General features: G+C 70.4%; 23 protein-coding genes and 3 tRNA genes. 14 read left to right on the forward strand and 12 right to left on the reverse strand.

Going from position 1 to position 25,921, the window contains the following annotated elements:
- Positions 1-282: 282 nt before the first annotated feature.
- The 3 genes from hrpA (at position 283) to AB6L24_RS23610 (ending at position 4,804) form a co-directional block, all read left to right on the forward strand.
- Positions 283-4,248 (forward strand): ATP-dependent RNA helicase HrpA, encoded by a 3,966-nt coding sequence (gene hrpA, locus AB6L24_RS23600; protein WP_405658136.1) that lies wholly within the window; start codon positions 283-285, stop codon positions 4,246-4,248.
- A gap of 108 nt (positions 4,249-4,356) precedes the next feature.
- Positions 4,357-4,431: transfer RNA gene (locus AB6L24_RS23605), tRNA-Asp, on the forward strand.
- A gap of 136 nt (positions 4,432-4,567) precedes the next feature.
- The gene (locus AB6L24_RS23610) at positions 4,568-4,804 is read left to right on the forward strand and encodes a DUF6274 family protein (protein ID WP_405658138.1); all 237 of its coding nucleotides are present in this window, start codon (positions 4,568-4,570) and stop codon (positions 4,802-4,804) included.
- A gap of 527 nt (positions 4,805-5,331) precedes the next feature.
- On the opposite strand, the gene bldC is transcribed toward AB6L24_RS23610, so the two are convergent.
- Together bldC and AB6L24_RS23620 are read right to left on the reverse strand one after the other, a co-directional pair.
- Complete coding sequence (bldC, locus tag AB6L24_RS23615; RefSeq protein ID WP_003949541.1) at positions 5,332-5,538, reverse strand: developmental transcriptional regulator BldC; 207 nt, start codon at positions 5,536-5,538, stop codon at positions 5,332-5,334.
- A 558-nt stretch (positions 5,539-6,096) separates the two neighbouring features.
- Positions 6,097-6,999 carry a hypothetical protein gene (locus tag AB6L24_RS23620; protein WP_405658142.1) on the reverse strand — a complete coding sequence of 301 codons (903 nt, stop codon included), beginning with the start codon at positions 6,997-6,999 and terminating at the stop codon, positions 6,097-6,099.
- A gap of 236 nt (positions 7,000-7,235) precedes the next feature.
- Between AB6L24_RS23620 and AB6L24_RS23625 the strand changes: the two genes are divergently transcribed.
- Positions 7,236-8,318: a Leu/Phe/Val dehydrogenase gene (locus AB6L24_RS23625; RefSeq protein ID WP_380843448.1), complete on the forward strand. Its 1,083-nt coding sequence runs from the start codon at positions 7,236-7,238 to the stop codon at positions 8,316-8,318.
- 330 nt (positions 8,319-8,648) lie between these two features.
- Entirely contained in the window at positions 8,649-8,903 is a 255-nt protein-coding gene (locus AB6L24_RS23630) for a DUF3073 domain-containing protein (protein WP_190120242.1), read from the forward strand.
- 171 nt (positions 8,904-9,074) lie between these two features.
- Here the strand turns inward: AB6L24_RS23630 and purM are convergent, their stop codons facing one another.
- Together purM and purF are read right to left on the reverse strand one after the other, a co-directional pair.
- Positions 9,075-10,148 (reverse strand): phosphoribosylformylglycinamidine cyclo-ligase, encoded by a 1,074-nt coding sequence (purM, locus tag AB6L24_RS23635; RefSeq protein WP_405658145.1) that lies wholly within the window; start codon positions 10,146-10,148, stop codon positions 9,075-9,077.
- 31 nt (positions 10,149-10,179) lie between these two features.
- Positions 10,180-11,706, reverse strand: a complete 1,527-nt coding sequence (gene purF / locus AB6L24_RS23640) for an amidophosphoribosyltransferase (RefSeq protein ID WP_405658148.1) — start codon at positions 11,704-11,706, stop codon at positions 10,180-10,182.
- A 186-nt stretch (positions 11,707-11,892) separates the two neighbouring features.
- Between purF and AB6L24_RS23645 the strand changes: the two genes are divergently transcribed.
- Both AB6L24_RS23645 and AB6L24_RS23650 read left to right on the forward strand, forming a co-directional pair.
- Positions 11,893-11,967, forward strand: coding sequence for a putative leader peptide (locus tag AB6L24_RS23645; RefSeq protein WP_380843595.1), 75 nt, complete (start codon positions 11,893-11,895; stop codon positions 11,965-11,967).
- Between the two features lie 47 nt (positions 11,968-12,014).
- Positions 12,015-13,475 (forward strand): sulfatase, encoded by a 1,461-nt coding sequence (locus tag AB6L24_RS23650; RefSeq protein ID WP_405658150.1) that lies wholly within the window; start codon positions 12,015-12,017, stop codon positions 13,473-13,475.
- A gap of 43 nt (positions 13,476-13,518) precedes the next feature.
- Here the strand turns inward: AB6L24_RS23650 and AB6L24_RS23655 are convergent, their stop codons facing one another.
- From AB6L24_RS23655 to purS, 8 genes are all read right to left on the reverse strand, one after another.
- A complete protein-coding gene (locus AB6L24_RS23655) occupies positions 13,519-14,340 on the reverse strand; it encodes an META domain-containing protein (RefSeq protein ID WP_405658152.1) in 822 nt (273 codons plus the stop codon).
- A 210-nt stretch (positions 14,341-14,550) separates the two neighbouring features.
- The gene (locus AB6L24_RS23660; RefSeq protein WP_405658154.1) at positions 14,551-15,348 is read right to left on the reverse strand and encodes a sterol carrier family protein; all 798 of its coding nucleotides are present in this window, start codon (positions 15,346-15,348) and stop codon (positions 14,551-14,553) included.
- 9 nt (positions 15,349-15,357) lie between these two features.
- Positions 15,358-16,047 carry a TetR/AcrR family transcriptional regulator gene (locus AB6L24_RS23665; protein WP_405658157.1) on the reverse strand — a complete coding sequence of 230 codons (690 nt, stop codon included), beginning with the start codon at positions 16,045-16,047 and terminating at the stop codon, positions 15,358-15,360.
- 41 nt (positions 16,048-16,088) lie between these two features.
- Entirely contained in the window at positions 16,089-17,012 is a 924-nt protein-coding gene (locus AB6L24_RS23670; protein ID WP_405658160.1) for a M23 family metallopeptidase, read from the reverse strand.
- 41 nt (positions 17,013-17,053) lie between these two features.
- Entirely contained in the window at positions 17,054-17,554 is a 501-nt protein-coding gene (locus tag AB6L24_RS23675) for an ArsR/SmtB family transcription factor (protein ID WP_405658163.1), read from the reverse strand.
- A gap of 106 nt (positions 17,555-17,660) precedes the next feature.
- Positions 17,661-19,910, reverse strand: a complete 2,250-nt coding sequence (gene purL, locus AB6L24_RS23680) for a phosphoribosylformylglycinamidine synthase subunit PurL (protein ID WP_405658166.1) — start codon at positions 19,908-19,910, stop codon at positions 17,661-17,663.
- Positions 19,907-20,590 carry a phosphoribosylformylglycinamidine synthase subunit PurQ gene (gene purQ, locus AB6L24_RS23685; protein ID WP_030362772.1) on the reverse strand — a complete coding sequence of 228 codons (684 nt, stop codon included), beginning with the start codon at positions 20,588-20,590 and terminating at the stop codon, positions 19,907-19,909. The genes purL and purQ overlap by 4 nt, the downstream gene beginning before the upstream one ends.
- The gene (gene purS / locus AB6L24_RS23690) at positions 20,587-20,850 is read right to left on the reverse strand and encodes a phosphoribosylformylglycinamidine synthase subunit PurS (protein ID WP_030362773.1); all 264 of its coding nucleotides are present in this window, start codon (positions 20,848-20,850) and stop codon (positions 20,587-20,589) included. The genes purQ and purS overlap by 4 nt, the downstream gene beginning before the upstream one ends.
- Before the next feature lie 457 nt (positions 20,851-21,307).
- Here purS and AB6L24_RS23695 point away from each other — a divergent pair, with 457 nt between their 5' ends.
- The 7 genes from AB6L24_RS23695 to AB6L24_RS23725 all read left to right on the forward strand — a co-directional run bounded on the left by AB6L24_RS23695 (position 21,308) and on the right by AB6L24_RS23725 (position 25,913).
- Positions 21,308-21,625 (forward strand): Lsr2 family protein, encoded by a 318-nt coding sequence (locus AB6L24_RS23695; RefSeq protein WP_289948810.1) that lies wholly within the window; start codon positions 21,308-21,310, stop codon positions 21,623-21,625.
- Between the two features lie 144 nt (positions 21,626-21,769).
- A tRNA-Gly gene (locus AB6L24_RS23700) sits at positions 21,770-21,841 on the forward strand.
- Positions 21,842-21,920: 79 nt separating this feature from the next.
- Positions 21,921-21,996, forward strand: a tRNA-Gly gene (locus AB6L24_RS23705).
- A 153-nt stretch (positions 21,997-22,149) separates the two neighbouring features.
- On the forward strand, positions 22,150-23,145 hold the full coding sequence (locus tag AB6L24_RS23710; protein ID WP_405658169.1) for an ABC transporter ATP-binding protein: 996 nt from the start codon (positions 22,150-22,152) through the stop codon (positions 23,143-23,145).
- A complete protein-coding gene (locus AB6L24_RS23715) occupies positions 23,142-23,963 on the forward strand; it encodes an ABC transporter permease (RefSeq protein WP_405658172.1) in 822 nt (273 codons plus the stop codon). Before AB6L24_RS23710 ends, AB6L24_RS23715 begins: the two co-directional genes overlap by 4 nt.
- 46 nt (positions 23,964-24,009) lie before the next feature.
- Entirely contained in the window at positions 24,010-25,305 is a 1,296-nt protein-coding gene (locus tag AB6L24_RS23720; RefSeq protein ID WP_405658174.1) for a sensor histidine kinase, read from the forward strand.
- Positions 25,302-25,913 (forward strand): response regulator transcription factor, encoded by a 612-nt coding sequence (locus AB6L24_RS23725; RefSeq protein ID WP_030362778.1) that lies wholly within the window; start codon positions 25,302-25,304, stop codon positions 25,911-25,913. Before AB6L24_RS23720 ends, AB6L24_RS23725 begins: the two co-directional genes overlap by 4 nt.
- The last annotated feature ends 8 nt before the right edge of the window (positions 25,914-25,921 follow it).

The following is a 25,921-nucleotide window of genomic DNA, read 5'->3' on the forward strand; positions in this document are numbered from 1 at the left end:
CTTCGGTGACCCCGGACGACACAGCCACCCCGGACGACACAGGCCCCCCGGACGGCACAGGCCCCCCGGACGACACAGCCACCCCGACACCCCCGGCATCCCCGGCAGCCCCCGCGGAGCCACAGAGCACCCCGAGCCCGAGCACGACGACCAGCACCCCCACCAGGGGGCACCACGCAAGCCGGGCCCGGGACCACATGCCCGGAATCGTACGTGTTCCCCCGTGCCCCACGGGAAATCGGTTGGCCGTTCCCGAGCACCGGGTGAGATCCTGGACCGCGTATGTCTACGCAGCCAGCCCTCACCCTCGACGCCCTCGCCCCCCGCCTGACGGAGCTCTCGCTGCGCGACGAGCACCGCATCGGCAGGCGGCTCGAAGGTGCGCGCCGGATCCGCAAGCCCGAGGCCCGCGCCGCCGTTCTCGCGGAGATCGCGGACGACGTCGAGAAGGCGGCGGCCCGCATGGCGGGCCGCGCCACCGGCGTGCCCGCGATCACGTATCCGGAGCAACTGCCGGTCAGCCAGAAGAAGGACGACATCCTGGCGGCGATCCGCGACCACCAGGTCGTGATCGTCGCGGGTGAGACGGGCTCGGGCAAGACGACCCAGATCCCGAAGATCTGTCTGGAGCTCGGCCGGGGCGTGCGCGGCCTGATCGGGCACACGCAGCCGCGCCGGATCGCGGCCCGCACGGTCGCGGAGCGGGTGGCGGACGAGCTGAACACGCCGCTCGGCGAGGCGGTCGGCTGGAAGGTCCGGTTCACGGACCAGGTGAGCGGCGGCACGTATGTGAAGCTGATGACGGACGGCATCCTGCTCGCCGAGATCCAGACGGACCGCGAGCTGCGCGCGTACGACACGATCATCATCGACGAGGCCCACGAGCGGTCCCTGAACATCGACTTCCTGCTCGGCTACCTGGCCCAGCTCCTTCCGAAGCGCCCGGACCTGAAGGTGGTCATCACCTCCGCGACCATCGACCCGGAGCGCTTCTCGCGGCACTTCGGGGACGCCCCGATCGTCGAGGTCAGCGGCCGGACGTATCCGGTGGAGGTGCGGTACCGCCCGCTCCTGGAGGAGGACAACGACGACCCCGACCGCGACCAGATCACCGCGATCACGGACGCCGTCGAGGAGCTCCAGGGCGAGGGCAAGGGCGACATCCTTGTCTTCCTGTCGGGCGAGCGCGAGATCCGGGACACGGCGGACGCGCTGAACAAGAAGAACTACCGGTTCACGGAGGTCCTGCCCCTCTACGCCCGCCTTTCGCACGCCGAGCAGCACCGCGTGTTCCAGCCGCACACGGGACGAAGAATCGTCCTGGCGACCAACGTCGCCGAGACGTCCCTGACGGTCCCGGGCATCAAGTACGTGATCGACCCGGGCACCGCCCGCATCTCCCGCTACAGCCACCGCACGAAGGTGCAGCGCCTGCCGATCGAGGCGGTCAGCCAGGCCAGCGCCAACCAGCGCAAGGGCCGCTGCGGCCGTACGTCGGACGGCGTCTGCATCCGGCTGTACAGCGAGGACGACTTCCTCGCCCGCCCCGAGTTCACGGACGCGGAGATCCTCCGTACGAACCTCGCCTCCGTCATCCTCCAGATGACCGCGGCCGGGCTCGGCGACATCGAGAAGTTCCCCTTCATCGACCCGCCGGACCACCGCAACATCCGGGACGGCGTGCAGCTCCTCCAGGAGCTCGGCGCCCTCGACCCCACCCAGAAGGACCCGAAGAAGCGCCTCACGCAGCAGGGCCGCAAGCTCGCCCAGCTCCCCGTGGACCCGCGGCTCGCCCGGATGGTCCTGGAGGCCGACAAGAACGGCTGTGTGCGCGAGGTCATGGTGATCGCGGCCGCGCTCTCCATCCAGGACCCGCGCGAGCGCCCCGCCGACAAGCAGACGCAGGCCGACCAGCAGCACGCCCGCTTCAAGGACGAGACGTCCGACTTCCTCGCGTATCTGAACCTGTGGCGGTACGTGCGCGAGCAGCAGAAGGAGCTCGGCTCCTCCGCGTTCCGCCGCATGTGCAAACGCGAGTATCTGAACTTCCTGCGGATCCGCGAGTGGCAGGACATCTACACCCAGCTGCGCACGGTGGCCAAGCAGCTCGACGTCCATCTGAACGAGGACGACGCGGGCGACAAGCAGGTCCACCTCTCGCTGCTCGCCGGGCTTCTCTCCCACATCGGCATGAAGGACGTGAAGGACGCAGGGGGTGAGGGCGGGAGGAACACAGGGAAGAACGAGTACCTGGGCGCGCGGAGCGCCAAGTTCGCGGTCTTCCCCGGCTCGGCCCTCTTCAAGAAGCCCCCGCGCTTCATCATGTCGGCCGAGCTGGTCGAGACGTCCCGCCTCTGGGCCCGCGTCAACGCGCGGATCGAGCCCGAGTGGATCGAGCCGCTGGCCCAGCACCTGATCAAGCGCACGTACAGCGAGCCGCACTGGGAGAAGGACCAGGCGGCCGTCATGGCGTACGAGAAGGTGACGCTGTACGGCGTCCCGATCGTCACCGACCGCAAGGTGAACTACGGCCGGATCGACCCCGAGGTCTCCCGGGACCTTTTCATTCGCAACGCCCTGGTGGAGGGTGACTGGCGCACCCACCACAAGTTCTTCGCCGACAACCGCCGGCTGCTCACCGAGGTCGAGGAGCTGGAGCACCGCGCCCGGCGCCGCGACATCCTCGTCGACGACGAGACGCTGTTCGACTTCTACGACCAGCGGGTGCCCGAGGACGTGGTGTCGGGGGCGCACTTCGACTCCTGGTGGAAGAAGAAGCGCCATGAGGAGCCCGAGCTGCTCGACTTCGAGCGGTCGATGCTCATCAACGAGCGCGCGGGCGACGTGTCGAAGAACGACTACCCGGACAGCTGGCGCCAGGGCCCGCTGAAGTTCAAGGTGACGTACCAGTTCGAGCCGGGCGCGGACGCGGACGGCGTGACCGTCCACATCCCGCTCCAGGTGCTCAACCAGGTCTCGCCCGACGGCTTCGACTGGCAGATCCCGGGCCTGCGCGAAGAGGTCGTGACCGAGCTGATCCGCTCCCTGCCGAAGCCGATCCGCCGCCACTACGTCCCCGCGCCCAACTACGCCAAGGAGTTCCTGAAGCGGGCCACGCCCCTCCAGGAGCCGCTGCACGTCACGCTCGGGCGCGAGCTGCAGAAGATGGTCGGCGTGCCCCTGCACGGCGACGACTTCGACCTGACCCGCGTACCGGACCACTTGAAGATCACGTTCCGCGTGACCGACGAGCGGCGCCGCAAGCTGGCCGAGGACAAGGACCTCCAGGCCCTGAAGCTCCGGCTCAAGCCGAAGGCCCGCAAGGCCCTGTCGCAGGCCGCCGCGGCGACGGCCGAGCGCTCCGGCGGCGAGTCCGTGGAGCGGACCGGGCTCGCGGACTGGACGATCGGCTCGCTCTCCCGCGTCTTCGAGACCCGCCGCGCGGGCCAGCCCGTGAAGGCCTACCCCGCCCTCGTCGACGACGGCGACACCGTCTCCGTACGCCTCTACGACACCGAGGCAGAGCAGACCGGCGCGATGTGGCGCGGCACCCGCCGCCTGATCCTGCGCAACATCCCGGTCAATCCGGCCAAGTTCGCCCAGGACAAGCTCACCAACGCCCAGAAGCTCGCCCTGTCGGCGAACCCGCACGGCTCCATGCAGGCCCTCTTCGACGACTGCGCGCGGGCCGCCGCGGACAAGCTCATCGCGGACTTCGGCGGGCCGGCGTGGGACGAGGAGTCGTACCGCAAGCTGTACGAGAAGGTGCGCGCCGAGATCGTCGACACGACCGTGCACGCCGTCGCGCAGGTCCAGCAGGTCCTCGCGGCCTGGCAGGCCTGTGAGCGGCGCCTGAAGTCCACCAGGAGCCCGGCGCTGCTCGCGAACCTCGCGGACGTGCGGGAGCAGCTCGACGCCCTCATCAAGCCCGGCTTCGTCACGGAGACGGGGCTGCGCAGGCTGCCCGACCTGATGCGGTACATGGTCGCCGCCGACCGCCGGCTCCAGCAGATGCCGACGAGCGTCCAGCGGGACACCACGCGCATGGAGAAGGTCCGCGAGATGCGCGACGAGTACGCGTGGCTCCTGGAGCAGTTGCCGCAGGGGCGGCCCGTGCCGCGCGAGGTCCTGGACATCCGCTGGATGATCGAGGAGCTGCGCGTCAGCTACTTCGCGCACGCCCTGGGCACGGCGTACCCCGTCTCGGACAAGCGCATCGTGAAGGCCATCGACGCCGCGGCCCCCTAGCCGTACGGCTGTGACCGACCGCTCACACAGAGCGAGTTCGACCAGGGAGCCGACCTCCTGTACAGTCTTTTCTCGCAGCCCAGAGCAACAATCGGAGCTGCGAAACCTGGTCCTGTGGAGCAGTTTGGAGTGCTCGCCACCCTGTCAAGGTGGAGGCCGCGGGTTCAAATCCCGTCAGGACCGCAGTAGATGTGAGGCCCGCACCCGTCAGGGTGCGGGCCTCACTGCGTTGTGCCCGTGCGCAGCGGGGTTGACGGCGTCACATTCCGCCGGTACCCCAGAAAAGGGAGCGAGCCGCACGCTCCCGAGGAGGTGGCGCATGCCCGCATACCCCGCGTCCGCACGGCACGAGACCCGCGCGCTGCTGCGCGCCCATCTCGCCGCGGCCACCAGCTACCGCCACCTGACCCGGCACTGTCCCATCTGTCACCAACTCCTGCGCCTCGCCATGGAGCCCTCCGGCGACACCCGTGAGGACACAGAGGGCCAGGAGGCGGCCGAGGCGGCCGACGCGGCCCCAGAGCAACGCGAGGACGAAAGTCCCCCCAAGGCATGACCAAAGCCGAGGCGCGAGGCACCCACCCGGTGGGAAGCTGAACGGTGAGCGGGAGCGTTCTCCCGGCACCGAAGCGCTTCGTCTCCTCTAGCGCACGGGCATCGGGGCAACAAGCTGCGGCTCATGTGACGGTAGTCACCGAACAAGTTTCAAGAACCCCGGAACTTACCCCTGCCCTACAACGGGTCAATCTAATATGTGCAATTGCACCACCTGACGCGCCGCCTTGACTCCGCGCGCCCCGGGCCCGCACAGCCCGCGCACAGCCCATCCGACAGGCCCCGACAGGCTCCCCCAGGGATCAACAAGACGGCTCACCGGGGCATGAAAAATCGCGCTGGACCCGGCGGAGTCCAGCGCGATCTACGACGCACCCAGAACGATCAGGCGTGGGGCCCGTTGGGGCGGGTCCCGTGTCGTGTGTAGCTATATGTCGGACGTTACGGCCAGGTTGGGGGACCCGGCAGCGGTCGTGCTCATCGTCCGATGTGTACTGCTAACTGCTGTTTAGTTCACAAACGCCGTGCTCAGGCCTCGCTGCGCTGCTGGGGGATACCCGCCAGCAGAGCGCGGACCTCAGCCTCGCGGTAACGGCGGTGCCCGCCGAGCGTGCGAATCGACGTGAGCTTGCCAGCCTTGGCCCAGCGCGTGACCGTCTTGGGGTCGACGCGGAACATCGTGGCGACCTCAGCCGGGGTCAGCAGCGGCTCGGCATCAGGGGTGCGAGCGGTCATGAGCGGCCTCCTCGGGAGAACCGAACCTTCTCGGTTCATTCCTCTAAATTCTGCACCTTGACCCGCGTTGCCCGAAATGGCGGACGCGAGTCGAGTCGGTTATAGGACGAACGGCTTGTCCTCGGCACTACAACTACACCATCCGTCCAGCCGCGTCGGCCAAACCGATGGAATTGCCCTCCCAGGTGTCCATCAGCGACGGAAGCCGATGGACCATGCCATAGCGGACAGTCACGCCACAGTGACGATCAGTCACAGAGCGATCAGGAGTCAACAGACCCCCCATAGCGTGCAATGCAGAGCATTCCGCCCATAGTTGAACGGAAGGAGCCCTCTCCGGACTCCTTGTCCTATTTTGGCATGAGGAAGGCCGATCGGCGCAAGGGTCAGTTAAGTGCGGTCCATCACGCTTGAGGCAAAGGCCCGGATCGGGACCTACGTCCCGCCACCGGGACAAGCGCTCTCCATGAGAGCAGGCCCGAGCGCCGCCCGGCCCGAGAACCGAGCGTCGACCAGTTCGAGAACCAAACAGCGGTCAGTTCGAGAACCCGGCGGCGGTCAGTTCGAGAACTGCCGCTCCCGCACCGCCCGCCAGCGCTCCACGAGCCTCGCATACGCCTCGCCGGCCCCCACCCCGTCACCGGCCCGCAGCGCCTCGATCCCGGCCGCCACGTCCGCCGCCGAGTGGTCCTCGTCGAGCAGCTCGTCCGGCAGCGCGTGCACCAGGCCGCCGTAGTCCAGCTCCACCAGGGAGCGCGGGTGGAACTCCTCCAGCCACCGCCCGACGTCCACCAGGCCGTCGATGAGCGCCCCCTCGTCCATCGCGTCCCGCAGCGCCTTCAGGCCCCGCGCCACCCGGCGCCGCGCCTGCACCATGGGCGTGCGGTACCGCAGCACCGGCACCCCGGCCGCCGCGGACGACTCCTCGGCATCGGCACCCGCCTCGGCCGCGCTCCCGGCGCCCCCGGTCTCGTATCCGGGCTCGTACAGCCGCTCCTCGTCCGCGACGAGCACGAACCAGTTCAGCGGCACGTGCCAGGTCGCCGTGCGGATCCAGGGGCGTGCGTCGGGGTTGCGGGCCAGCCACTGCTCGTAGTCCGCGGCGGCCTGGCGGCGCACCACCGGTGGCAGGACGGCGTCGAGGACCGGCGCGGGCAGCTGCCCGCCGAGATCGCCGAGGGCCTGCCAGCCGCGCAGCCGGGTCCGCCAGGGGCAGACGCACACCACGCCGTCCGTCTCCACCACGAACGCCTCGCCGCTCTCGTGCACCGGCACCGGAACGGGCGGCGTGGGCACCAGATCGGCCAGGGAACGACGGAGTTCGTCCTGGTACGAGGGGCGCTCCCGGCGGCGGGCGTAGCGCGCCCAGTGGCCCCGTTCGGGCTCGGGGAAGGCCGCCAGGGGCTCATACACACGCAAGTACGACGCGTACGGGACGATCACCGAGGACACCTTGGGCACGGCTCCTCCCCTCCCCCGCCGGGCGACTGGAAAACACTGCAAATCGTGCCATGGCCGAACAGTGCCGTTCTCCGTCCTGCGGCCCGGGAGAGTGACCCGCGCGGGGACCGGACAGAGTCATGCCGACCACCGTGCGGCGGCCGGGCACCACGAGGCTCTACTCTCTTGGCAAACGGGGCCCGCCACCCGCACGGGAACCCCGCCCAACCGCCGCTACGCAACCGGGAGTCACCACCGTGACCGATGTAACCGACGGCGTCCTGCACACCCTGTTCCACTCGGAACAGGGGGGCCACGAGCAGGTCGTGCTCTGCCAGGACCGCGCAAGCGGTCTCAAGGCCGTCATCGCCATCCACTCCACCGCCCTGGGCCCCGCCCTCGGCGGCACGCGCTTCTACCCCTACGCCACCGAGGAAGCGGCCGTCGCCGACGCCCTGAACCTCGCGCGCGGGATGTCGTACAAGAACGCCATGGCCGGGCTCGACCACGGCGGCGGCAAGGCGGTCATCATCGGTGACCCGGACCGGATCAAGAGCGAGGAACTGCTCCTCGCCTACGGCCGCTTCGTGGCCTCGCTCGGCGGCCGCTACGTGACGGCCTGCGACGTCGGCACGTACGTCGCGGACATGGACGTCGTCGCGCGCGAGTGCCGCTGGACCACCGGGCGCTCCCCGGAGCACGGCGGCGCCGGCGACTCCTCGGTCCTCACCGCCTTCGGTGTCTTCCAGGGCATGCGGGCCTCCGCGCAGCACCTGTGGGGCGACCCCTCGCTGCGCGGCCGCAAGGTCGGCGTCGCGGGCGTCGGCAAGGTCGGCCACATCCTCGTGGAGCACCTCGTCGCGGACGGCGCCGAGGTCGTGATCACCGATGTGCGCGAGGACTCGCTGCTGCGCATCACCAGCAAGCACCCCGGGGTCACCGCGGTCGCCGACACCGAGACCCTGATCCGCACCGAGGGCCTGGACGTGTACGCCCCGTGCGCCCTCGGCGGCGCCCTGAACGACGCGTCCGTGCCGCAGCTCACCGCGAAGGTGGTGTGCGGCGCGGCCAACAACCAGCTCGAACACCCCGGCGTCGAGAAGGACCTCGCCGACCGCGGGATCCTCTACGCGCCCGACTACGTGGTGAACGCGGGCGGTGTCATCCAGGTCGCCGACGAGCTGCACGGCTTCGACTTCGACCGGTGCAAGGCGAAGGCCTCGAAGATCTTCGACACCACGCTCGCCATATTCGCACGTGCGAAGCAGGACGGGATTCCGCCCGCCGCGGCGGCCGACAGGATCGCCGAGCAGCGCATCGCGGAGGCCCGCCGCCCGTGACGCACCGCTGACGCGCACCGACGGAACGTGTGCGCGGAAGCCCGATTCGACGCCGGATCACGGCCCGCCGACGCCCTCGGGAGACAAGACTCACCCCCGTCGGCGGGTCGCCTGCCAAGAAGAGGTTAAAATCGCAGCTGACCAGCGAGGAAAGGGCGCCTTGCCAGTCGTGCGCCTAGGCGCGTCCTGCGGGCGACGTACCGTATGGCCGCAGGAGCAGGTACCGTGGAAGCCCTACGGACCGGTCTCTCCATGGAGAGTCCGTTCCAGATCATGAACGCGTGTCAAGACTCTGGGGCCATGAAGCCCCGATACCGAGGGGGTCGAGCCATGGGGCGCGGCCGGGCCAAGGCCAAGCAGACAAAGGTCGCCCGCCAGCTGAAGTACAACAGCGGCGGGACTGACCTGTCGCGTCTGGCCAATGAGCTGGGCGCTTCGACTTCGCAGCAGCCGCCGAATGGCGAGCCGTTCGAGGACGAGGACGAGGAAGACGACCCGTACGCGCAGTACGCGGATCTGTACAACGACGACGAGGACGACGAGGACGACCAGTCCGGTCCCTCGTCGCAGCGCCGCGGCGCTTGACCTCGCGGCAGCCGCACATCGCTGAGTTCGCGCCCATCGCGCCGTTCTGACAGCGACCGCACTTCACCCGGCCCGGGGTGGTAACACCGCCGGACCGGGTTTTGTGCTGTCCACGGGGCTGTCCGGGACCGGTCCTGGACCGGTCCCGGGCCTGCCTGGGCCGGTCTGGGGCTACTTCGCGTAGTCGCCGGTGAGTTCGGCGCCCGACGTGTGGTCGCAGCGGTCGGTGATCTCGCCCGCGACCCAGGCGTCCACGCCGCGGTCGGCGAGGGTCGTGAGGGCCACGTCGACCGACTCCTCGGGCACGACGGCGATCATGCCGACGCCCATGTTCAGGGTCTTCTCCAGCTCCAGGCGCTCGACCTGACCCGCCTTGCCGACCAGGTCGAAGACCGCGCCCGGCGTCCACGTGGAGCGGTCCACGGTGGCGTGCAGGCCGTCCGGGATCACCCGGGCCAGGTTCGCCGCGAGGCCGCCGCCGGTGACGTGGCTGAAGGCGTGCACCTCGGCGGTGCGGATCAGCGCGAGGCAGTCCAGGGAGTAGATCTTCGTGGGCTCCAGGAGCTCCTCGCCGAGCGTGCGGCCGAACTCCTCGACCTGCGCGTCCAGGCTCATCTTGGCGCGGTCCAGGAGCACGTGCCGCACCAGCGAGTACCCGTTGGAGTGAAGACCCGACGACTCCATGGCGATGACCGCGTCACCCTTACGGATGCGATCGGCGCCGAGCACCTGGTCCGCCTCCACGACGCCCGTGCCCGCGCCCGCCACGTCGAAGTCGTCCGCCCCGAGCAGGCCCGGGTGCTCCGCGGTCTCGCCGCCGACGAGGGAGCAGCCGGCGAGGACACAGCCCTCGGCGATGCCCTTGACGATCGCGGCGACGCGCTCCGGGTGGACCTTGCCGACGCAGATGTAGTCGGTCATGAACAGCGGCTCGGCGCCGCACACGACGAGGTCGTCGACGACCATGCCGACGAGGTCGTGGCCGATCGTGTCGTACACACCGAGCTTGCGCGCGAGGTCGACCTTGGTGCCCACGCCGTCCGTGGCGGAGGCGAGCAGCGGGCGGTCGAAGCGCTTCAGCGCGGAGGCGTCGAAGAGGCCGGCGAAGCCGCCGAGTCCGCCGAGGCCCGCGACCTCGGGGCGCTGCGTCTTCTTCACCCACTCCTTCATCAGCTCGACGGCGCGGTCGCCCGCTTCGATGTCGACGCCGGCCGAGGCGTAGGAGGCACCAGTTGTCTCAGACATTGCCTGGGATCTTTCGGGTTGATGAATGGGCTCAGGGGCGACGGATCGCGTCGGCCGCGGCCGTGGCCGCAGGGCCCGCGGCGAGCTCCGTCTCCAGGAGCTGCTTGCCGAGGAGTTCCGGGTCGGGCAGGTCCATCGGGTACTCGCCGTCGAAGCAGGCGCGGCAGAGGTTCGGCTTGTCGATGGTGGTGGCCTCGATCATGCCGTCGATGGAGATGTAGGAGAGCGAGTCGGCGCCGAGCGACGTCCCGATCTCCTCGATGCTCATGCCGTTGGCGATCAGCTCGGCGCGGGTGGCGAAGTCGATGCCGAAGAAGCACGGCCACTTCACGGGCGGCGAGGAGATCCGGATGTGGACCTCGGCGGCGCCGGCCTCGCGGAGCATCTTGACCAGGGCGCGCTGGGTGTTGCCGCGGACGATCGAGTCGTCGACGACCACCAGCTTCTTGCCCTTGATGACTTCCTTGAGGGGGTTCAGCTTCAGGCGGATGCCGAGCTGGCGGATGGTCTGCGAGGGCTGGATGAACGTCCGGCCGACGTAGGCGTTCTTGACGAGTCCGGCGCCGAAGGGGATCCCCGAGGCTTCCGCGTAGCCGATGGCGGCGGGCGTGCCGGACTCCGGGGTCGCTATCACCAGGTCGGCGTCGACCGGGGCTTCCTCGGCTAGCTTGCGGCCCATCTCGACGCGCGAGAGATAGACGTTGCGGCCCGCGATGTCGGTGTCGGGGCGCGCCAGATAGACGTACTCGAAGACACAGCCCTTGGGCTTCGCTTCAGCGAATCGGGACGTTCGCAGGCCGTTCTCGTCGATGGCGATGAACTCGCCCGGCTCGATCTCGCGGACGTAGGCGGCGCCGCAGATGTCGAGGGCGGCGCTCTCGGATGCGACCACCCAGCCGCGCTCCAGGCGGCCGAGGACGAGCGGGCGGATGCCCTGCGGGTCGCGGCCCGCGTACAGCGTGTGCTCGTCCATGAAGACGAGGCTGAAGGCGCCCTGGACCTGGGGAAGCACCACGGCGGCGGCTTCCTCTATGGTCAGCGGCTTGCCGTCGGCGTCCGTCTGGGCGGCGAGCAGGGCCGTGAGCAGGTCGGTGTCGTTGGTAGCCGCCACGCGCGTGGTGCGGCCCTCCTGCTTGGGCAGGTCGGCGACCATCTCGGCGAGCTGCGCCGTGTTGACCAGGTTGCCGTTGTGGCCGAGGGCGATGGAGCCGTGGGCCGTGGCGCGGAAGGTGGGCTGGGCGTTCTCCCAGACGGACGCTCCCGTAGTGGAGTAGCGGGCGTGACCGACCGCGATGTGTCCCTGGAGAGAACTGAGAGAGGTCTCGTCGAAGACCTGGGAAACGAGCCCCATGTCCTTGAAGACGAGGATCTGGGAGCCGTTGCTGACCGCGATTCCCGCGGATTCCTGGCCCCGATGCTGGAGGGCGTAGAGCCCGAAGTACGTGAGCTTTGCGACCTCTTCACCCGGAGCCCAGACACCGAAGACGCCACAAGCGTCCTGGGGGCCTTTCTCGCCGGGGAGCAGATCGTGATTGAGTCGACCGTCACCACGTGGCACGCCACCGAGTGTAGGCGAGATCGACCACTGGTCCGAATTGGGGATACGGAGCCTGTACGGAACGTAAGCGCGCTCCTGGCGCGGACGGTCTCCGGAGTGCCCATTGCTGCGATCGTACGAAGGCCTCGTGAACAGCGACGACAAGGCATTGACGGGATTTCGCCCCCTGCCCGAGGCTCCTGATCCATGCAGTTCCTTGTGGAGCGCCGCCACGTCGACCTGGTCCGGGTAGCAAGCGCCCTCTGTCCGCGCACCGCCTGAACGCCCTTCCCCCTGTCTTCTCCGCCTGTCCTGTTCAGGAGCGCTTCGTGTCTTCGTACGAGTCCGAATCATCCCCTTCGTCGGGTTCCGCCGCGGCTTCGCGGCTGTCCCGGCGGGCCTTCGCCGGTGGCGTCGCGGGGGCCGCGGCCGCCGTCGGCGTCGGCGCCGGTCCGGCCCGCGCCGACGCCCCCGCGACGGCCGAGCGACCCTTCGCCGCCACCCCCGGGCGGCACGCCAAGCGGCCCAACATCCTCTTCGTCCTCGGCGACGACCTCGGCTGGGCCGACCTGTCGTCCTACGGGTCGCCGCACATCAAGACCCCGCACCTGGACCGCCTCGCCCGCCAGGGCGTCCGCTTCACCAACGCCTACTCCGGCTCCGCGACCTGCTCCCCGACCCGCTTCAGCCTCTACACCGGGCGCTTCCCCGGCCGCACGAAGGGCGGCCTCGCCGAGCCCATAGCCGACAAGTCGGCCGGTCTGGAGCCGACCCACCCCACGCTGGCCTCGCTCCTGCGCGACGCCGGGTACGCGACCGCCCTCATCGGCAAGTGGCACTGCGGCTTCCTGCCGGACTACTCCCCCACCAAGTCGGGCTGGGACGAGTTCTTCGGCAACTTCGGCGGGGCCCTGGAGTACTACTCGAAGCTCGGCGGCGGGGGCGAGTACGACCTGTACGAGGGCGCGGTGCGGGAGGGCGACGCCACGTACAAGGACCTGCGCTACTACACGCGGATCCTGACCGAGCGCGCGAGCGCCTACGTGGCGCGGGAGCACGACCGGCCGTGGCTGCTCAATCTGAACTTCACCACCCCGCACTGGCCCTGGATCGCCGACGGGGACGTGGCGGCGAGCGCCGAGATCGTGCGGCGGATCAAGGCCGGGGAGAAGGGCGCGCTGTGGCACCAGGACGGCGGGTCGATCGCCAAGTACACCGAGATGGTGCAGGACCTGGACCGGTCGGTCGGCGAGGTGCTGCGGGCGCTGCGGAGGTCCGGGCAGGAGCGGGACACACTGGTGTTCTTCGCCTCCGACAACGGCGGTGAGCGCTTCTCGTACAACTGGCCGCTGTCGGGCAACAAGGGGTCGCTCCTCGAGGGCGGCATCCGGGTGCCGACGATTCTGCGCTGGCCCGCACGCCTGGACGGCGGGCAGGTCAGTGACGAGCCGGTGTACACGCCGGACTGGACCGCGACGCTCCTCGAACTGGCCGGGGCCCGGCCCGATCCGGCGTACCCGCTCGACGGCACGAGCCTCGCCGGGCACCTCCTGCGCGGGCGCGAGGTGCCCGAGCGCGACCTGTTCTGGCGGGTGCGCGGCGAGCGGGCGCTGCGGCGCGGCGACTGGAAGTACCACCGCGGCAAGAGCGGCCGCGACCAGCTCTTCCACCTGGGCCGTGACCAGCGCGAACAGGCCGATCTCAGTGGGCGGGAGCCGGCGCTCCTGAAGGAGCTGCGGGCGGCGTGGGAGCGGACGGAGGCGGAGCTGCTGCCCTATCCGGCCGTCTGACGCGGCCGGGGCCCCGCCGCGGGGCCCCGGGGACGCCGCCCGGTCAGGCCGCCGGGGCCTGGGCCTTCGCCGTCGTCTTGCCGTCGGGTGCGGTGAGGGTGAGGGTGCGGTGGTCCAGCTTGTAGGAGGCCTTGCCGCCGAAGAGCTTCAGGAGGGCGCGTTCGGTGGGCATGACGTCGCCGGGGCACATCTTGCGGGTGGCCCGGGGCGCACCCAGGGTGATCTTGCCGTCGGCGGCGGCCGCGTTCGCGGTGACGTCGTTGCAGCCGAGGTTGCCGCGGACCGCGCCGTCCTTGGTGAAGGTCAGCTTGATCTTGTCGTCGAGGCCCTTGGGCAGGGAGGTCGTGGTGTCGCCGGTGCCGACGGAGGTCACCGTCCACTCGGTGCCCTTCAGCGGCGCCCCGGCCTCGGCACTGAGGGCGATGCGGTCGCCCCCGGCGGTGGTGAGCGTCAGGTTCTCGTCGTCGACCTGGGCCTTGAGCTTGCCGTCCATGGCGCGGGCGAGGCTCTTCTCGAAGTCGAGCGCGTCGCAGGCGATCTCGGTGTGCGGGCCCGGTTCGAAGTGGACGGTGTCGCCCTTGACGGACGCCTTGGCGCCGTAGCCGTTGCAGCCGAAGTTGCCCGCGGCGGTGCCCTTGCCGCCGAACTTCACATAGGCGCCGTCCGGGGCGGCCTTCTTCTTGCCGTCGACCGTGAGGCTGTCGACGTTCCAGCGGACTCCGGTCAGGGACGAGTCCGAGCCGCCCTTGCCGGAGCCGGAGTTGCCCGGTCCGGCCTTGTCGGAGCCGCCGTCGCCGGAGCCGGACTCAGAGCCGCAGGCCGCGAGCAGCCCGGCGGCGGCGAGGACGGTGAGGGTCTGGGTCACACGCTGCTTGTACATGTCATTGTGACGGGGCGGCTCCGGGTCCGGTTCCCTCCGCGCGCGCCGGCGGCCGGCACCAGGGTCCCGCCGGAGGTCACGGCACTCCGGCCCCACCCGTCACGACCTGTGGGTCCCCCACCCGTCACGACCTGTGGGTCCCCCACCCGTCACGACCTGCGGGTCCCACCCGTCACGGCCTGCGGGTCCCACCCGTCACGACATGATCGGCAGCAGCCCGCCCAGATCGGCCCGTTCGCCGCTCGCGCTGACCTGTGCCGCCTCGCGGGCCGCCGCCCAGGTCGTCCGCCCCGTGGCGAGCCTGATCCAGGTCAGCGGGTCGGTCTCGACGACGTTCGGCGGGGTGCCGCGGGTGTGCCGGGGGCCCTCGACGCACTGGACCACGGCGAACGGCGGGACGCGGACCTCGACCGAGCCGCCGGGGGCCTTGGTGGCCAGGGCGTCGGTGAGGAGGCGGGTGCAGGCGGCCAGGGCCTGGCGGTCGTACGGCACGTCGAGGCCGGGCAGCGCGTCGTTCAAGTCGTCGGTGTGGACGATCAGTTCGACGGTGCGGGTGACCATGAAGTCGGCGAGGGTCATGCCGCCGAAGCGGGAGGGCACGAGGCGGGTGTCGGCGGCGCCGGGGAGGGTCTCCGCGAGCCGGTCGGAGGCGTGCGCGAAGAGTGCGTCGAGGTCGGTGCCCGCGTCGACGATGCCGTGCACATCCTCGTCGACCTGGGCGGACGCCGACGACGTGCGGAACGGCCAGTCCTGGAGCGGCACTTCGTGCTTGTCCGGCTCGGGCGCGTCCAGATAGCGGGCGACGGAGCCGAGCACCATCGTCAGATGGGCGGCCAGTTCGCGCACGGTCCAGTCGCCGAGCCGGGTCGGCGCGGCCAGTTGCTCCGGGGTCAGGCCCGCGACGGCCGTGCGCACCGCGGCGAACTGGGCGAGCACAGCGGTGCGGATCTTGGTCGGGTCGTAGCTGCGGGTGCGCTTCTTGGCCGGTGGCATGGGGGGAGCCTAAGCCTTGACCGCGTAGCCGCTGAGTCCTTTTTCCACCAGGGCGAAGGCGTCCCGCGCCAGGCGCGCGGCGTCGGCGGCGACCTGGTCGAGGGGGACGTCGGCGACGCGGCGGCGGTGCACCTCGGCGAACACCGCGTTGCGCACGCCGATCAGTTGGGCCGCGGCGACCTCCGCGAGGACCGCGTCACCGGTCTCGGCCGCGAGGACCTCGGCGAGGAGCTCCTGGCGGCGCAGGTGGAAGGCGTGCGCGCGGTGCAGCAGGACGGGGGTCTCGGTGATCAGGCGAAGCACCTGGAGCGTGCGGGCGCTGTCGCTCAGGCCGACGGACGGGTCCCTGGCCTCGATCAGGTCGAGCAGCTGACGGCGCAGGGCCTCGGCGGCGGACTCGCCGGGGGCGCGGGCGCGCACGGCGTCGGCGGCGTCCCCGACGTGCTCCTCCATGGGGCCGAGGAGCACGTCCTCCTTCGTACCGAAGTAGTTGAAGACGGTCATCTTCGAGACGTCGGCGGCGGCCGCGATCTCGGCGACGGACACCTTGTCGAAGCCGCGCTCGACGAACAGCTCCACCGCGGCCTGCCAGATGCGCGCGGCGGTCTGCTGCTTCTTGCGCTCCCGCAGACCGGGCGCGCGTCTGCCCTGGTCAGAGGCTGCGGGCTGGCCGGCTGGTGCGGCTTCTCGTGCTGCCATGGCCGGACGATACCAGGATGAATTTTGCGATCAGGCTAAATTTAGCCCTGGATCAAATTCTTGGCGAGTGCCTGTTCCGGGGCCTGTTCCAGTGCCTGCTCCGGTGCCTGTTCCAGTGCCTGCTCCAGTGCCTGCTCCGGTGCCTGTTCCGCCGTGAACACCTCCCGGTTCGCGGGCACCCCGATGCCCCGCCAGCGGAAGGGCACGCCCCTGGCCGTGTGCAGGTCCGGGCCGTCCATCAGCTGGAAGTGGACGTGCGGCTCGGTGGAGTTGCCGGAGTTCCCGCAGTTGCCGAGCCGCTGTCCGGCGACGACCTTGTCCCCGGCGCGGACCACGAGTGAGCCCTGCTGGACGTGCGCGTACATGGCGTACGTCCCCTCGCCGAGGTCGAGGACGACGTGGTTGCCGACGATGCGGCGGGTGCCGCCGAGGATCCGGCCGACGCCCTCGATCAGCAGGAAGTACGCCAGGGCGGGCAGCGAGTTGCGGCTGAGGTGGTCGCGCTGGTCGTCCTCGGCGTGCACGACGGTGGCGTCGGCGACCGCGTGCAGCGGCGCCCCGAAGGCGGGGAAGGCCCGGTTGCGGCGGGCGACCGGCCAGAGCCAGGCAAAGCCGGGGCGGGCGCGGTCCGGGTCGTCGGGCTCGGCCGTGATGTCGATGGCGTAGGTCTGGCCGAGGTTGTGCGTGCCGTGGCTCGGGACCTTGTCGGCGGGGCTGTTGAGGGCGGACCAGCGGCCGGTGACGGGGGGCTCGACCTCGACGGGCGGCCGGGCCTCCGCCTGGATCTGGCTCGCGGCGGTGCGGCGGCGCAGGACGTCGAGCGCGATCGCGCCGAGCGCGGGCAGCCAGCCGAGCCAGTAGTTGTAGGGCAGGTCGACGAAGGTGCCCGCGATCGCCTGGACGAAGAAGGCCAGCCACAGGACGCGGCTGAGGACGAAGAGGAGTTTGCGCTGACGTATGGACATGGTCGTTCCCCCTGGTGTGTGCGGTTGCGTACGTGCCGGTGTCACGGCCGGGCGACGGACAGCGCCACGAGCAGCGGCACCACCCGCCCCGCGGGCACCTCGTGCCGCCCGCGCCCGGTCGTCTCCAGCCAGCCGGCGGCGGTGAGTTGGCGCAGGTGGTGGTAGATCTGGCCGGTCGTGCCGATGTCGTCGAGCGCGGCGAGGTCGGCGGCGGTGCGGCGGCCGCCGAGGACCTCGCGGAGCAGCCGCAGGCGCACGGGATGCCCGAGCGCGGCGAACGAGTCGGCGGCCGCCGTCCAGTCCTCGTCGAGCAGCTGGTCGGTGAGGCTCCCGGTCTGCCACTCGTACCGCTGGCCGGTCGGCAGCCGCACGGCGCCGGTGTACAGCACCCCGCCGTCCGCCGCGCCGAGCTCGGCGAGCTGCGCCTTCAGGCCTTCGAGCGCCCAGAAGTCATCGCGGCCGACGGCGGGCGCCGGCCGGTCCTCGCCCTCGAGGGCGGCCATGCGTCGCTCCAGTGCGGCGACGCGCTCTTCAAGATCCACGCTACTAAGTTACGTAATTACGTAATCTCAATCAACCCCGGAACGCCGAAGCCCCCGCCCGGACCAGGTCCGAACGGGGGCTCCCGCAGCTCTCGCTGCCTCCGTGTCAGGCGAACAACCCCGGAATCGTCTCCGCGTGCGCCGTGCGCAGCTCGTCCAGCGGCAGCGTGAACTCGCCCTGCACCTCGACGGCGTCCCCGTCGACCACACCGATCCGCGTGACGGGCAGACCGCGCGCCCCGCACATGTCGGTGAACCGCAGCTCCTCGCTCCGCGGCACGGACACCACGGCACGCCCCGCGGACTCGCTCAGCAGGAACGTGAACGCGTCGAGCCCGTCCGGCACCACCAGGCGCGCGCCGACCCCGCCGCGCAGGCAGGACTCCACGACCGCCTGGACCAGGCCGCCGTCGGACAGGTCGTGCGCGGCGTCGATCATGCCGTCGCGCGAGGCGGAGATCAGGATCTCGCCGAGCAGCCGCTCCCGCTCCAGGTCGACCTTGGGCGGCAGACCGCCGAGGTGGTCGTGCACGACCTGGGACCAGGCCGAGCCGCCGAACTCCTCGTGGGTCTCGCCGAGCAGGTAGAGGAGCTGGCCCTCTTCCTTGAAGGCGATCGGCGTGCGGCGCGTGACGTCGTCGATGACGCCGAGCACGGCCACGACGGGCGTCGGGTGGATCGCGCTCTCGCCGGTCTGGTTGTAGAGGGAGACGTTGCCGCCGGTGACGGGCGTGCCCAACTCCAGGCAGCCGTCCGCCAGACCGCGCGTGGCCTCCGCGAACTGCCACATCACGTCCGGGTCCTCGGGGGAGCCGAAGTTCAGGCAGTTGGAGATGGCGAGCGGCTTGGCGCCGGAGGCGGCGACGTTGCGGTACGACTCGGCGAGCGCGAGCTGGGCGCCCGCGTACGGGTCGAGCTTCGCGTACCGGCCGTTGCCGTCCGTCGCCATCGCGACGCCCAGGTTGGACTCCTCGTCGACGCGGACCATGCCCGCGTCCTCGGGCTGCGCGAGGATCGTGTTGCCCTGGACGAAGCGGTCGTACTGGTCGGTGATCCACGCCTTGGAGGCCTGGTTCGGGGAGGCGACCAGCTTGAGGATCTGGTCCTTCAGCTCGGCCGCGTTCGCGGGCCGCGCCAGCTTGTTGGCGTCGTCGGCCTGCAGGGCGTCCTGCCAGGAGGGGCGCGCGAACGGCCGGTGGTAGACCGGGCCCTCGTGCGCGACCGTGCGCGGCGGTACGTCGACGATCTGCTCGCCGTGCCAGAAGATCTCCAGGCGCTCGCCCTCGGTCACCTCACCGATGACCGTCGCGATGACGTCCCACTTCTCGCAGATCTCCATGAAGCGGTCGACCTTGTCCGGCTCGACGACCGCGCACATGCGCTCCTGCGACTCGCTCATGAGGATCTCCTCGGGCGAGAGCGAGGAGTCGCGCAGCGGAACCGTGTCCAGCTCCACGCGCATACCGCCCGAACCGGCCGAGGCCAGCTCGCTGGTGGCGCAGGACAGGCCCGCGCCGCCGAGGTCCTGGATGCCCGCGACCAGCTTCTCGCCGAAGATCTCCAGGGTGCACTCGATGAGGAGCTTCTCCTGGAAGGGGTCGCCGACCTGGACGGCGGGACGCTTCGCGGGGCCGGTCGACTCGAAGGTCTCCGACGCCAGGACGGACACGCCGCCGATGCCGTCGCCGCCCGTGCGGGCCCCGTACAGGATGACCTTGTTGCCGGTGCCCGACGCCTTCGCGAGGTGGATGTCCTCGTGCTTCATGACGCCGATGCAGCCCGCGTTGACCAGCGGGTTGCCCTGGTAGCAGGAGTCGAAGACGACCTCGCCGCCGATGTTGGGCAGGCCCAGGCAGTTGCCGTAGCCGCCGATGCCCGCGACGACGCCCGGCAGGACGCGCTTGGTGTCGGGGTGGTCGGCGGCGCCGAAGCGCAGCGGGTCCACGACGGCGACCGGGCGCGCGCCCATCGCGAGGATGTCGCGCACGATGCCGCCGACGCCGGTGGCCGCGCCCTGGTAGGGCTCGATGTACGACGGGTGGTTGTGCGACTCGACCTTGAAGGTGACCGCGTAGCCCTGGCCGACGTCGACGACGCCCGCGTTCTCGCCGATGCCGACGAGCATGGCGTCGTTCTCGGGGACCTTCTCGCCGAACTGCTTCAGGTGCACCTTGCTGCTCTTGTACGAGCAGTGCTCGGACCACATGACCGAGTACATGGCGAGCTCGGCGCCGGTCGGGCGGCGGCCGAGGATCTCCCGGATCCGGGTGTACTCGTCCTCCTTGAGGCCGAGCTCCTTCCAGGGCTGCGCGGACTCGGGGGTCTCCGCCGCGTGCTTGACGGTGTCCAGGGTCATCGGGCGTCCACCAGCTTCTTCAGGATCGAGGTGAAGAATCCCAGGCCGTCCGTGCGGCCGGTCCCGATCAGCGGCTCGACCGCGTGCTCGGGGTGCGGCATGAGGCCGACGACGTTGCCCGCCTCGTTCGTGATGCCCGCGATGTCGCGCAGCGAGCCGTTCGGGTTCATGTCCAGGTACCGGAAGGCGACGCGGCCCTCGGCCTCCAGCATGTCGAGGGTGCGCTCGTCGGCGACGTAGCGTCCGTCGATGTTCTTCAGCGGGATCGAGATCTCCTGGCCGACCTCGTAATCGGCGGTCCAGGCAGTCGAGTTGGTCTCCACGCGCAGCTTCTGGTCGCGGCAGATGAAGTGCAGGTGGTTGTTGCGCAGCATCGCGCCGGGCAGCAGGTGGGTCTCGGTGAGGACCTGGAAGCCGTTGCAGATCCCGAGGACCGGCATTCCGGCCTTCGCCTGCTCGATGACCGACTCCATGACGGGCGAGAAACGCGAGATGGCGCCGGCCCGCAGATAGTCGCCGTAACTGAAACCGCCCGGAAGGACCACGGCGTCGACCTGCTTCAGGTCCTTGTCGCGGTGCCACAGCGGCACGGCCTCGGCACCGGCGACGCGCACGGCGCGCTGGGTGTCGCGGTCGTCGAGCGTTCCAGGAAAAGTGACGACTCCGATTCGAGCAGTCACTTCGCCTCCACCGCCGGCTCTTCGACCTTTACGACGAAGTCCTCGATCACGGTGTTGGCGAGGAAGGTTTCCGCCATCTCGTGGATACGGGCGAGGGCCGCGTCGTCGACGGGCCCGTCCACCTCGAGTTCGAAGCGCTTTCCTTGACGTACGTCGGAGATCCCCTGGAAACCGAGGCGCGGCAGTGCACGCTGCACCGCCTGTCCCTGAGGGTCGAGGATCTCCGGCTTGAGCATGACGTCGACTACGACGCGTGCCACTGGCACTCCCGGTGTGTGGTGCTTGCGCTGCTGCTTGCGGGGTACTGCTCACCTGGCGCCGAGCGGGCCGCCGAGCAGGTTCCTTCAGACTACCCGCACAAAATTTCTACCCGCGTAGATTCGTAGCAACATACGTGACCGCAGTCACTTCACAGGGGTCGGCACGGCGTCGAGCAGGACACGTCCGCGAAAAATCCTGGAAAAGATCACAGTTCGCCATTGCGTCCACCGCCCCACCGCACCCACCCTGCTGGGGAAGCGCCCGGCCTGCCCGTATTCTCCCGGACACGCCGCCGGAACACGCGGTTGGTTTTCCTTGGCTTCACTATTCAATGCCAGGCACTGTACAAAGGAATTGGCAATAGCCGATACTTTGTCCCAAAACTGCCGGACAGTCGGCATCACCGCACATCGTTGCACGTCAATGCGGTGGCGCCGCACGAAAGGACCGATATTCGTGGCGCAGCGTGTCGTGGTCACTCTCTTTGACGACATCGACGGCTCAGAAGCGGCGGAAACGGTCGCCTTCGGTCTGGACGGGAAGTCGTACGAGATCGACCTCAACCAAACCAATGCCGAGAAACTCCGCAAGGTCCTCGCCCCCTACCTGGACGCGGCCCGCAAGCAGTCGAAGTCCGGCAAGGTCTACCGGCACACGGCGGTGACCCCCGACCCGGCCGCCGTGCGCGCCTGGGCCCGCTCGCACCGACTCGACGTACCGCCGCGCGGCCGGATCCCGAAGAAGGTGTACGAGGCGTTCGAGGCCGCCAACTGACTCCGGCCGCCGGCGTCGGGACCCCACGGGGACCTCGCGACGGGGGTGCTCGCGCAACCGACTTGCGCAGCACCCCCGCTGGTCAGCTAGAGTCTGGAGCACGCCGAAGGGCAAGGCCGAAAAGGCCGAACCCCGAGGAGTCGTGCGGGTGTAGTTCAGTAGTAGAACATCCCCCTTCCAGGGGGAAGGCGCAGTGTGCAATTCCTGTCACCCGCTCCGCACCGCTCACCGACCACCCATTCGGGTGCGGTAAGCTGGTGCTCGCGCCGATCAGTGAGAGCTGGTCGGAGGCAATGCGAACGTAGCTCAGTTGGTAGAGCGCAACCTTGCCAAGGTTGAGGTCGCGAGTTCGAACCTCGTCGTTCGCTCCAGTCACGAAGGCCCGGTGTCCCAGACACCGGGCCTTCGTCGTGTTCGAGGCCGGGCCGCCCGTGCGCACCCGCTCCGCCGCGTCTGACATTTGTCATGCGAGTCGATGACAACGCGCACTGCCTGCGGCTTCGACGGCGGGCGAGCCTTGAGTCATGACAGACCAAGTGATCGAAGTGACCGACCTGCGGCGCCGCTACACGGGAGGCTTCGAAGCGGTCCGGGGGATCTCGTTCACCGCCGGTCGCGGGGAGCTGTTCGCTCTGCTCGGCACCAACGGCGCGGGCAAGACCTCCACCGTCGAAGTCCTCGAAGGCCTCGCCGCACCCGCCTCCGGGACCGTCCGGGTCCTCGGGCACGACCCGTACCGCGAGCGGGACACGGTCCGCCCCCGGATCGGCGTGATGCTCCAGGAAGGCGGCTTCCCCTCCGAGCTGACCGTCGACGAGACGCTGCGCATGTGGGCCGGCTGCACCAGCGGCGCCCGCCCCGCCGCCGAGGTCCTCGAATCCGTCGGCCTCAGCGGCCGCGGCAAGGTCCGCGTCAAGCAGCTCTCCGGCGGCGAGAAGCGACGCCTCGACCTCGCGACCGCGCTGCTCGGCGACCCCGAAGTGCTGTTCCTCGACGAACCCACCACCGGACTCGACGCCGAAGGCCGCCGCGAGACCTGGAAGTTGGTGCGCGCACTGCGCGAACGGGGCACCACCGTGCTCCTCACCACCCACTACCTGGAAGAGGCCGAGAACCTCGCCGACCGCCTCGCGATCCTGCACGAGGGCCGGATCGCCGCCACGGGCACCGTCGCCGAGGTCGTCGCCTCCCAGCCCGCCCGCATCTCCTTCCAACTGCCCGAGGGGTACTTCCCCGGCGACCTGCCGCCGCTCGCCGAGATCGGCGTCACCGGACACGAAGTGGAGGGCCGCACCGTCCGGCTCCGCACCGACCAGCTCCAGCGGGTCGCCACGGCCCTGCTCACCTGGGCCCAGGCGACCCGGGTCGAGCTCGGCAGGCTCGACGTGCGCGCCGCCTCCCTGGAAGAGGCGTTCCTGCAGATCGCGCAGGAGGCGACCCGGACCGCCGAGGAGACCGGCGACATCCGCCAGGTCGGCGGCTCCCGCCGGACGAACCAGCAGAAGGAGACCGTCCGATGAGCCCCACCCACACCGTCGCCCCACCGGCCGCCCGGCCCGCCCGCGGCGCCACCACGACCACCCCGGCCGGCCGCCTCCTGGCCCTGGCCCGAGCCGAACTCACCCTGCTCGGCCGCGCCAAGGGCACGCTGTTCGCGGCGCTCTTCGTGCCCCTGGTCGTGCCCTTCACCATGAAGTCCGCGGCCCAGGAGATGGACCTCAAGGGCACCGGCCTCTCCGTCGGCTCGGTCCTGCTGCCGTCCGCGATCGCCTTCTCCCTGCTCTTCGCCGTGTACTCGGCGCTGGTCAGCGTGTACGCGGCCCGGCGCGAGGAACTCGTGCTCAAGCGGCTGCGCACCGGCGAGGTGCGGGACACCGAGATCCTCGCGGGCGCGGCGCTGCCGTCCGTCGCCATCGGGCTCGTCCAGTCCCTGGTGCTCATGGGCATGTGCGCCGCCCTGCTCGACGTGGGCGCCCCCGGTGCCGTGCACTACGTGGCCCTCGGCCTTGTCCTCGGACTCGTGATGTTCCCGCTGCTCGCCGCGGTCACCTCGATCGTCAGCCAGAGCGTGGAGAGCGCCCAGGTCATGGTCATGCCGCTGCTGATCGCCTCCCTGATCGGCTCCGGCGCGACCGTGCCCCTCGAAGTCATGCCGGACAAGCTGGCCAGGATCTGCGAGCTGCTTCCGCTGTCCCCCGTGATCGCGCTGATCCGCGGCGGCTGGACCGGTGAGCTCGACGCCGGTGAGGCGCTGCGCGCCCTCGTCATCGCGGTGGCCTGGATCGTGGTCGGCGTGTTTGCTGTACGCAGGTGGTTCCGCTGGGAGCCGCGGCGCTAGCGGCGCCGGTCAGGGGGCTGTCGGGCGGGTGAAGGGACAGGGAGCTGTGGGCAGGATCCGGGGTTGGCAACGACGCTGGCGCGGTCTGAGGAAGATCGAACAGGTCGAGCTGCAGAGCATGGTCATGTGGCACACCGTGCCGTGGATCTTCTTCCTCAGTTGGTGCGCGGTGCCGGTGGGCCTGAACCTGCGGCACGAGACCACCGCGCAGCTCCTCGGCTGGTCGCTGATCGTGGTGGCCGCGCTCCAGTGCGTGCAGGTCAACCGCACGCTGCGCCGCGCACTCGACCACTACCTGGGCCGCGCCCCGTTCCCGCGCCGCGACCTGGCCGTCATGTTCGGCCTCACCGTCGCCGGCTTCGGCCTCGCCCTCGCGCTCCAGCACGTCGACGGCGTCAAGGGCGGCGTGATCGGCCTCGGCATGCTGTTCCTGATCACCCCGTACGCGGAGGCGCTGGGCTTCGCCCTGTCGATCCGGAGCTTCTTCCGCCATCTCGCGGGCATCCTCGTCGTCCTGCTGGCCGCCTTCGCCGCCGTGGGGACGCGCGGCGGACTGCTGGCCGCCCTGGCCGTGCTCATCACCGTCGGCGGCCTGGTCTCGCTGCTCACCTCGCGCTGCGGGGCCTGGACGCTCGCGGTGATGTGGGAGGCCGAGCGGGCCCGCGAGACCGAGGGCCGCCTCGCCGTCGCCGAGGAACGCCTGCGCTTCGGCCGCGACCTGCACGACGTCATGGGCCGCAACCTCGCCGTCATCGCCCTCAAGAGCGAGCTCGCCGTCCAGCTCGCCCGGCGCGGACGGCCGGAGGCGGTGGACCAGATGGTCGAGGTGCAGCGGATCGCGCAGGAGACCCAGCGGGAGATACGGGACGTCGTCCGCGGCTACCGCGAGGCCGAGCTGGGTGCCGAACTCGCCGGGGCGCAGGGCGTCCTGGAGGCCGCCGGGATCGTCTGCCGGGTGAGCGGGGCGCCCGACCCGTCCGAGCGCCGACTGCCCCCGGCCGTGCAAGCGGCGCTCGGGTGGGTCGTGCGCGAGGGCACCACCAACGTGCTGCGGCACGGCGACGCGGAGACGTGCACCATCACGGTGTCGGTGACGGAAGGACGTACGGAGTTGACCATCGAGAACGACGGGGCGCCCGAGGCCCCCGTCGGCAGCGGCGGGTCCGGGCTCAGGGGACTCGGGGAACGGCTCGCCACCGTGGGCGGCACGCTGGAGCACACGGCGGCCGGCGGAACCTTCCGGCTCACGGCACGGGTGCCGCTGCCGGGGCCCGGCCGCCCGGACCGGACACCGGACCCGGCGGACGCCGTCCCGCTCGCCCCGGAGGCCAAGGCCTCATGACCGCCGTACGCGTGCTGCTCGCCGACGACGAGCATCTGATCCGCGGCGCGCTCGCCGCCCTGCTCGCCCTGGAGGACGACCTCGTCGTCGTCGCCGAGGCCGCGACCGGGCCCGAGGCGCTCGCCATGGCGCGGGCGCACCGGCCGGACGTCGCCGTGCTCGATCTGCAGATGCCGGGCGCCGACGGTGTGAGTGTCGCCACAACGCTGCGGGAGGAACTCCCCGACTGCCGCACCATGATCGTCACCAGCCACGGCCGCCCGGGGCACCTCAAGCGGGCGCTCGAAGCCGGTGTGCGCGGGTTCGTCCCGAAGACGGTCAGTGCGCAACGGCTTGCGGAGATCATCCGTTCCGTGCACGCGGGAAACCGCTACGTGGACCAGGAGTTGGCCGCCGACGCGATCTCCGCCGGGGACTCCCCGCTGACCGTCCGCGAGGCCGAGGTGCTCGAACTCGCCGCCGACGGCGCGCCCGTGTCGGAGATCGCCGAGCGGGCCGCGCTCTCGCCGGGAACGGTCCGCAACTACCTCTCCTCGGCCGTCACCAAGATCGGTGCGGAGAACCGGCACGCGGCGGTGCGTCTCGCGCGGGAGCGAGGTTGGGTATAGTGGCTCTC

This window comes from Streptomyces sp. RK9, assembly GCF_045070545.1.
Classification (GTDB): Bacteria; Actinomycetota; Actinomycetes; order Streptomycetales; family Streptomycetaceae; genus Streptomyces; species Streptomyces alboflavus.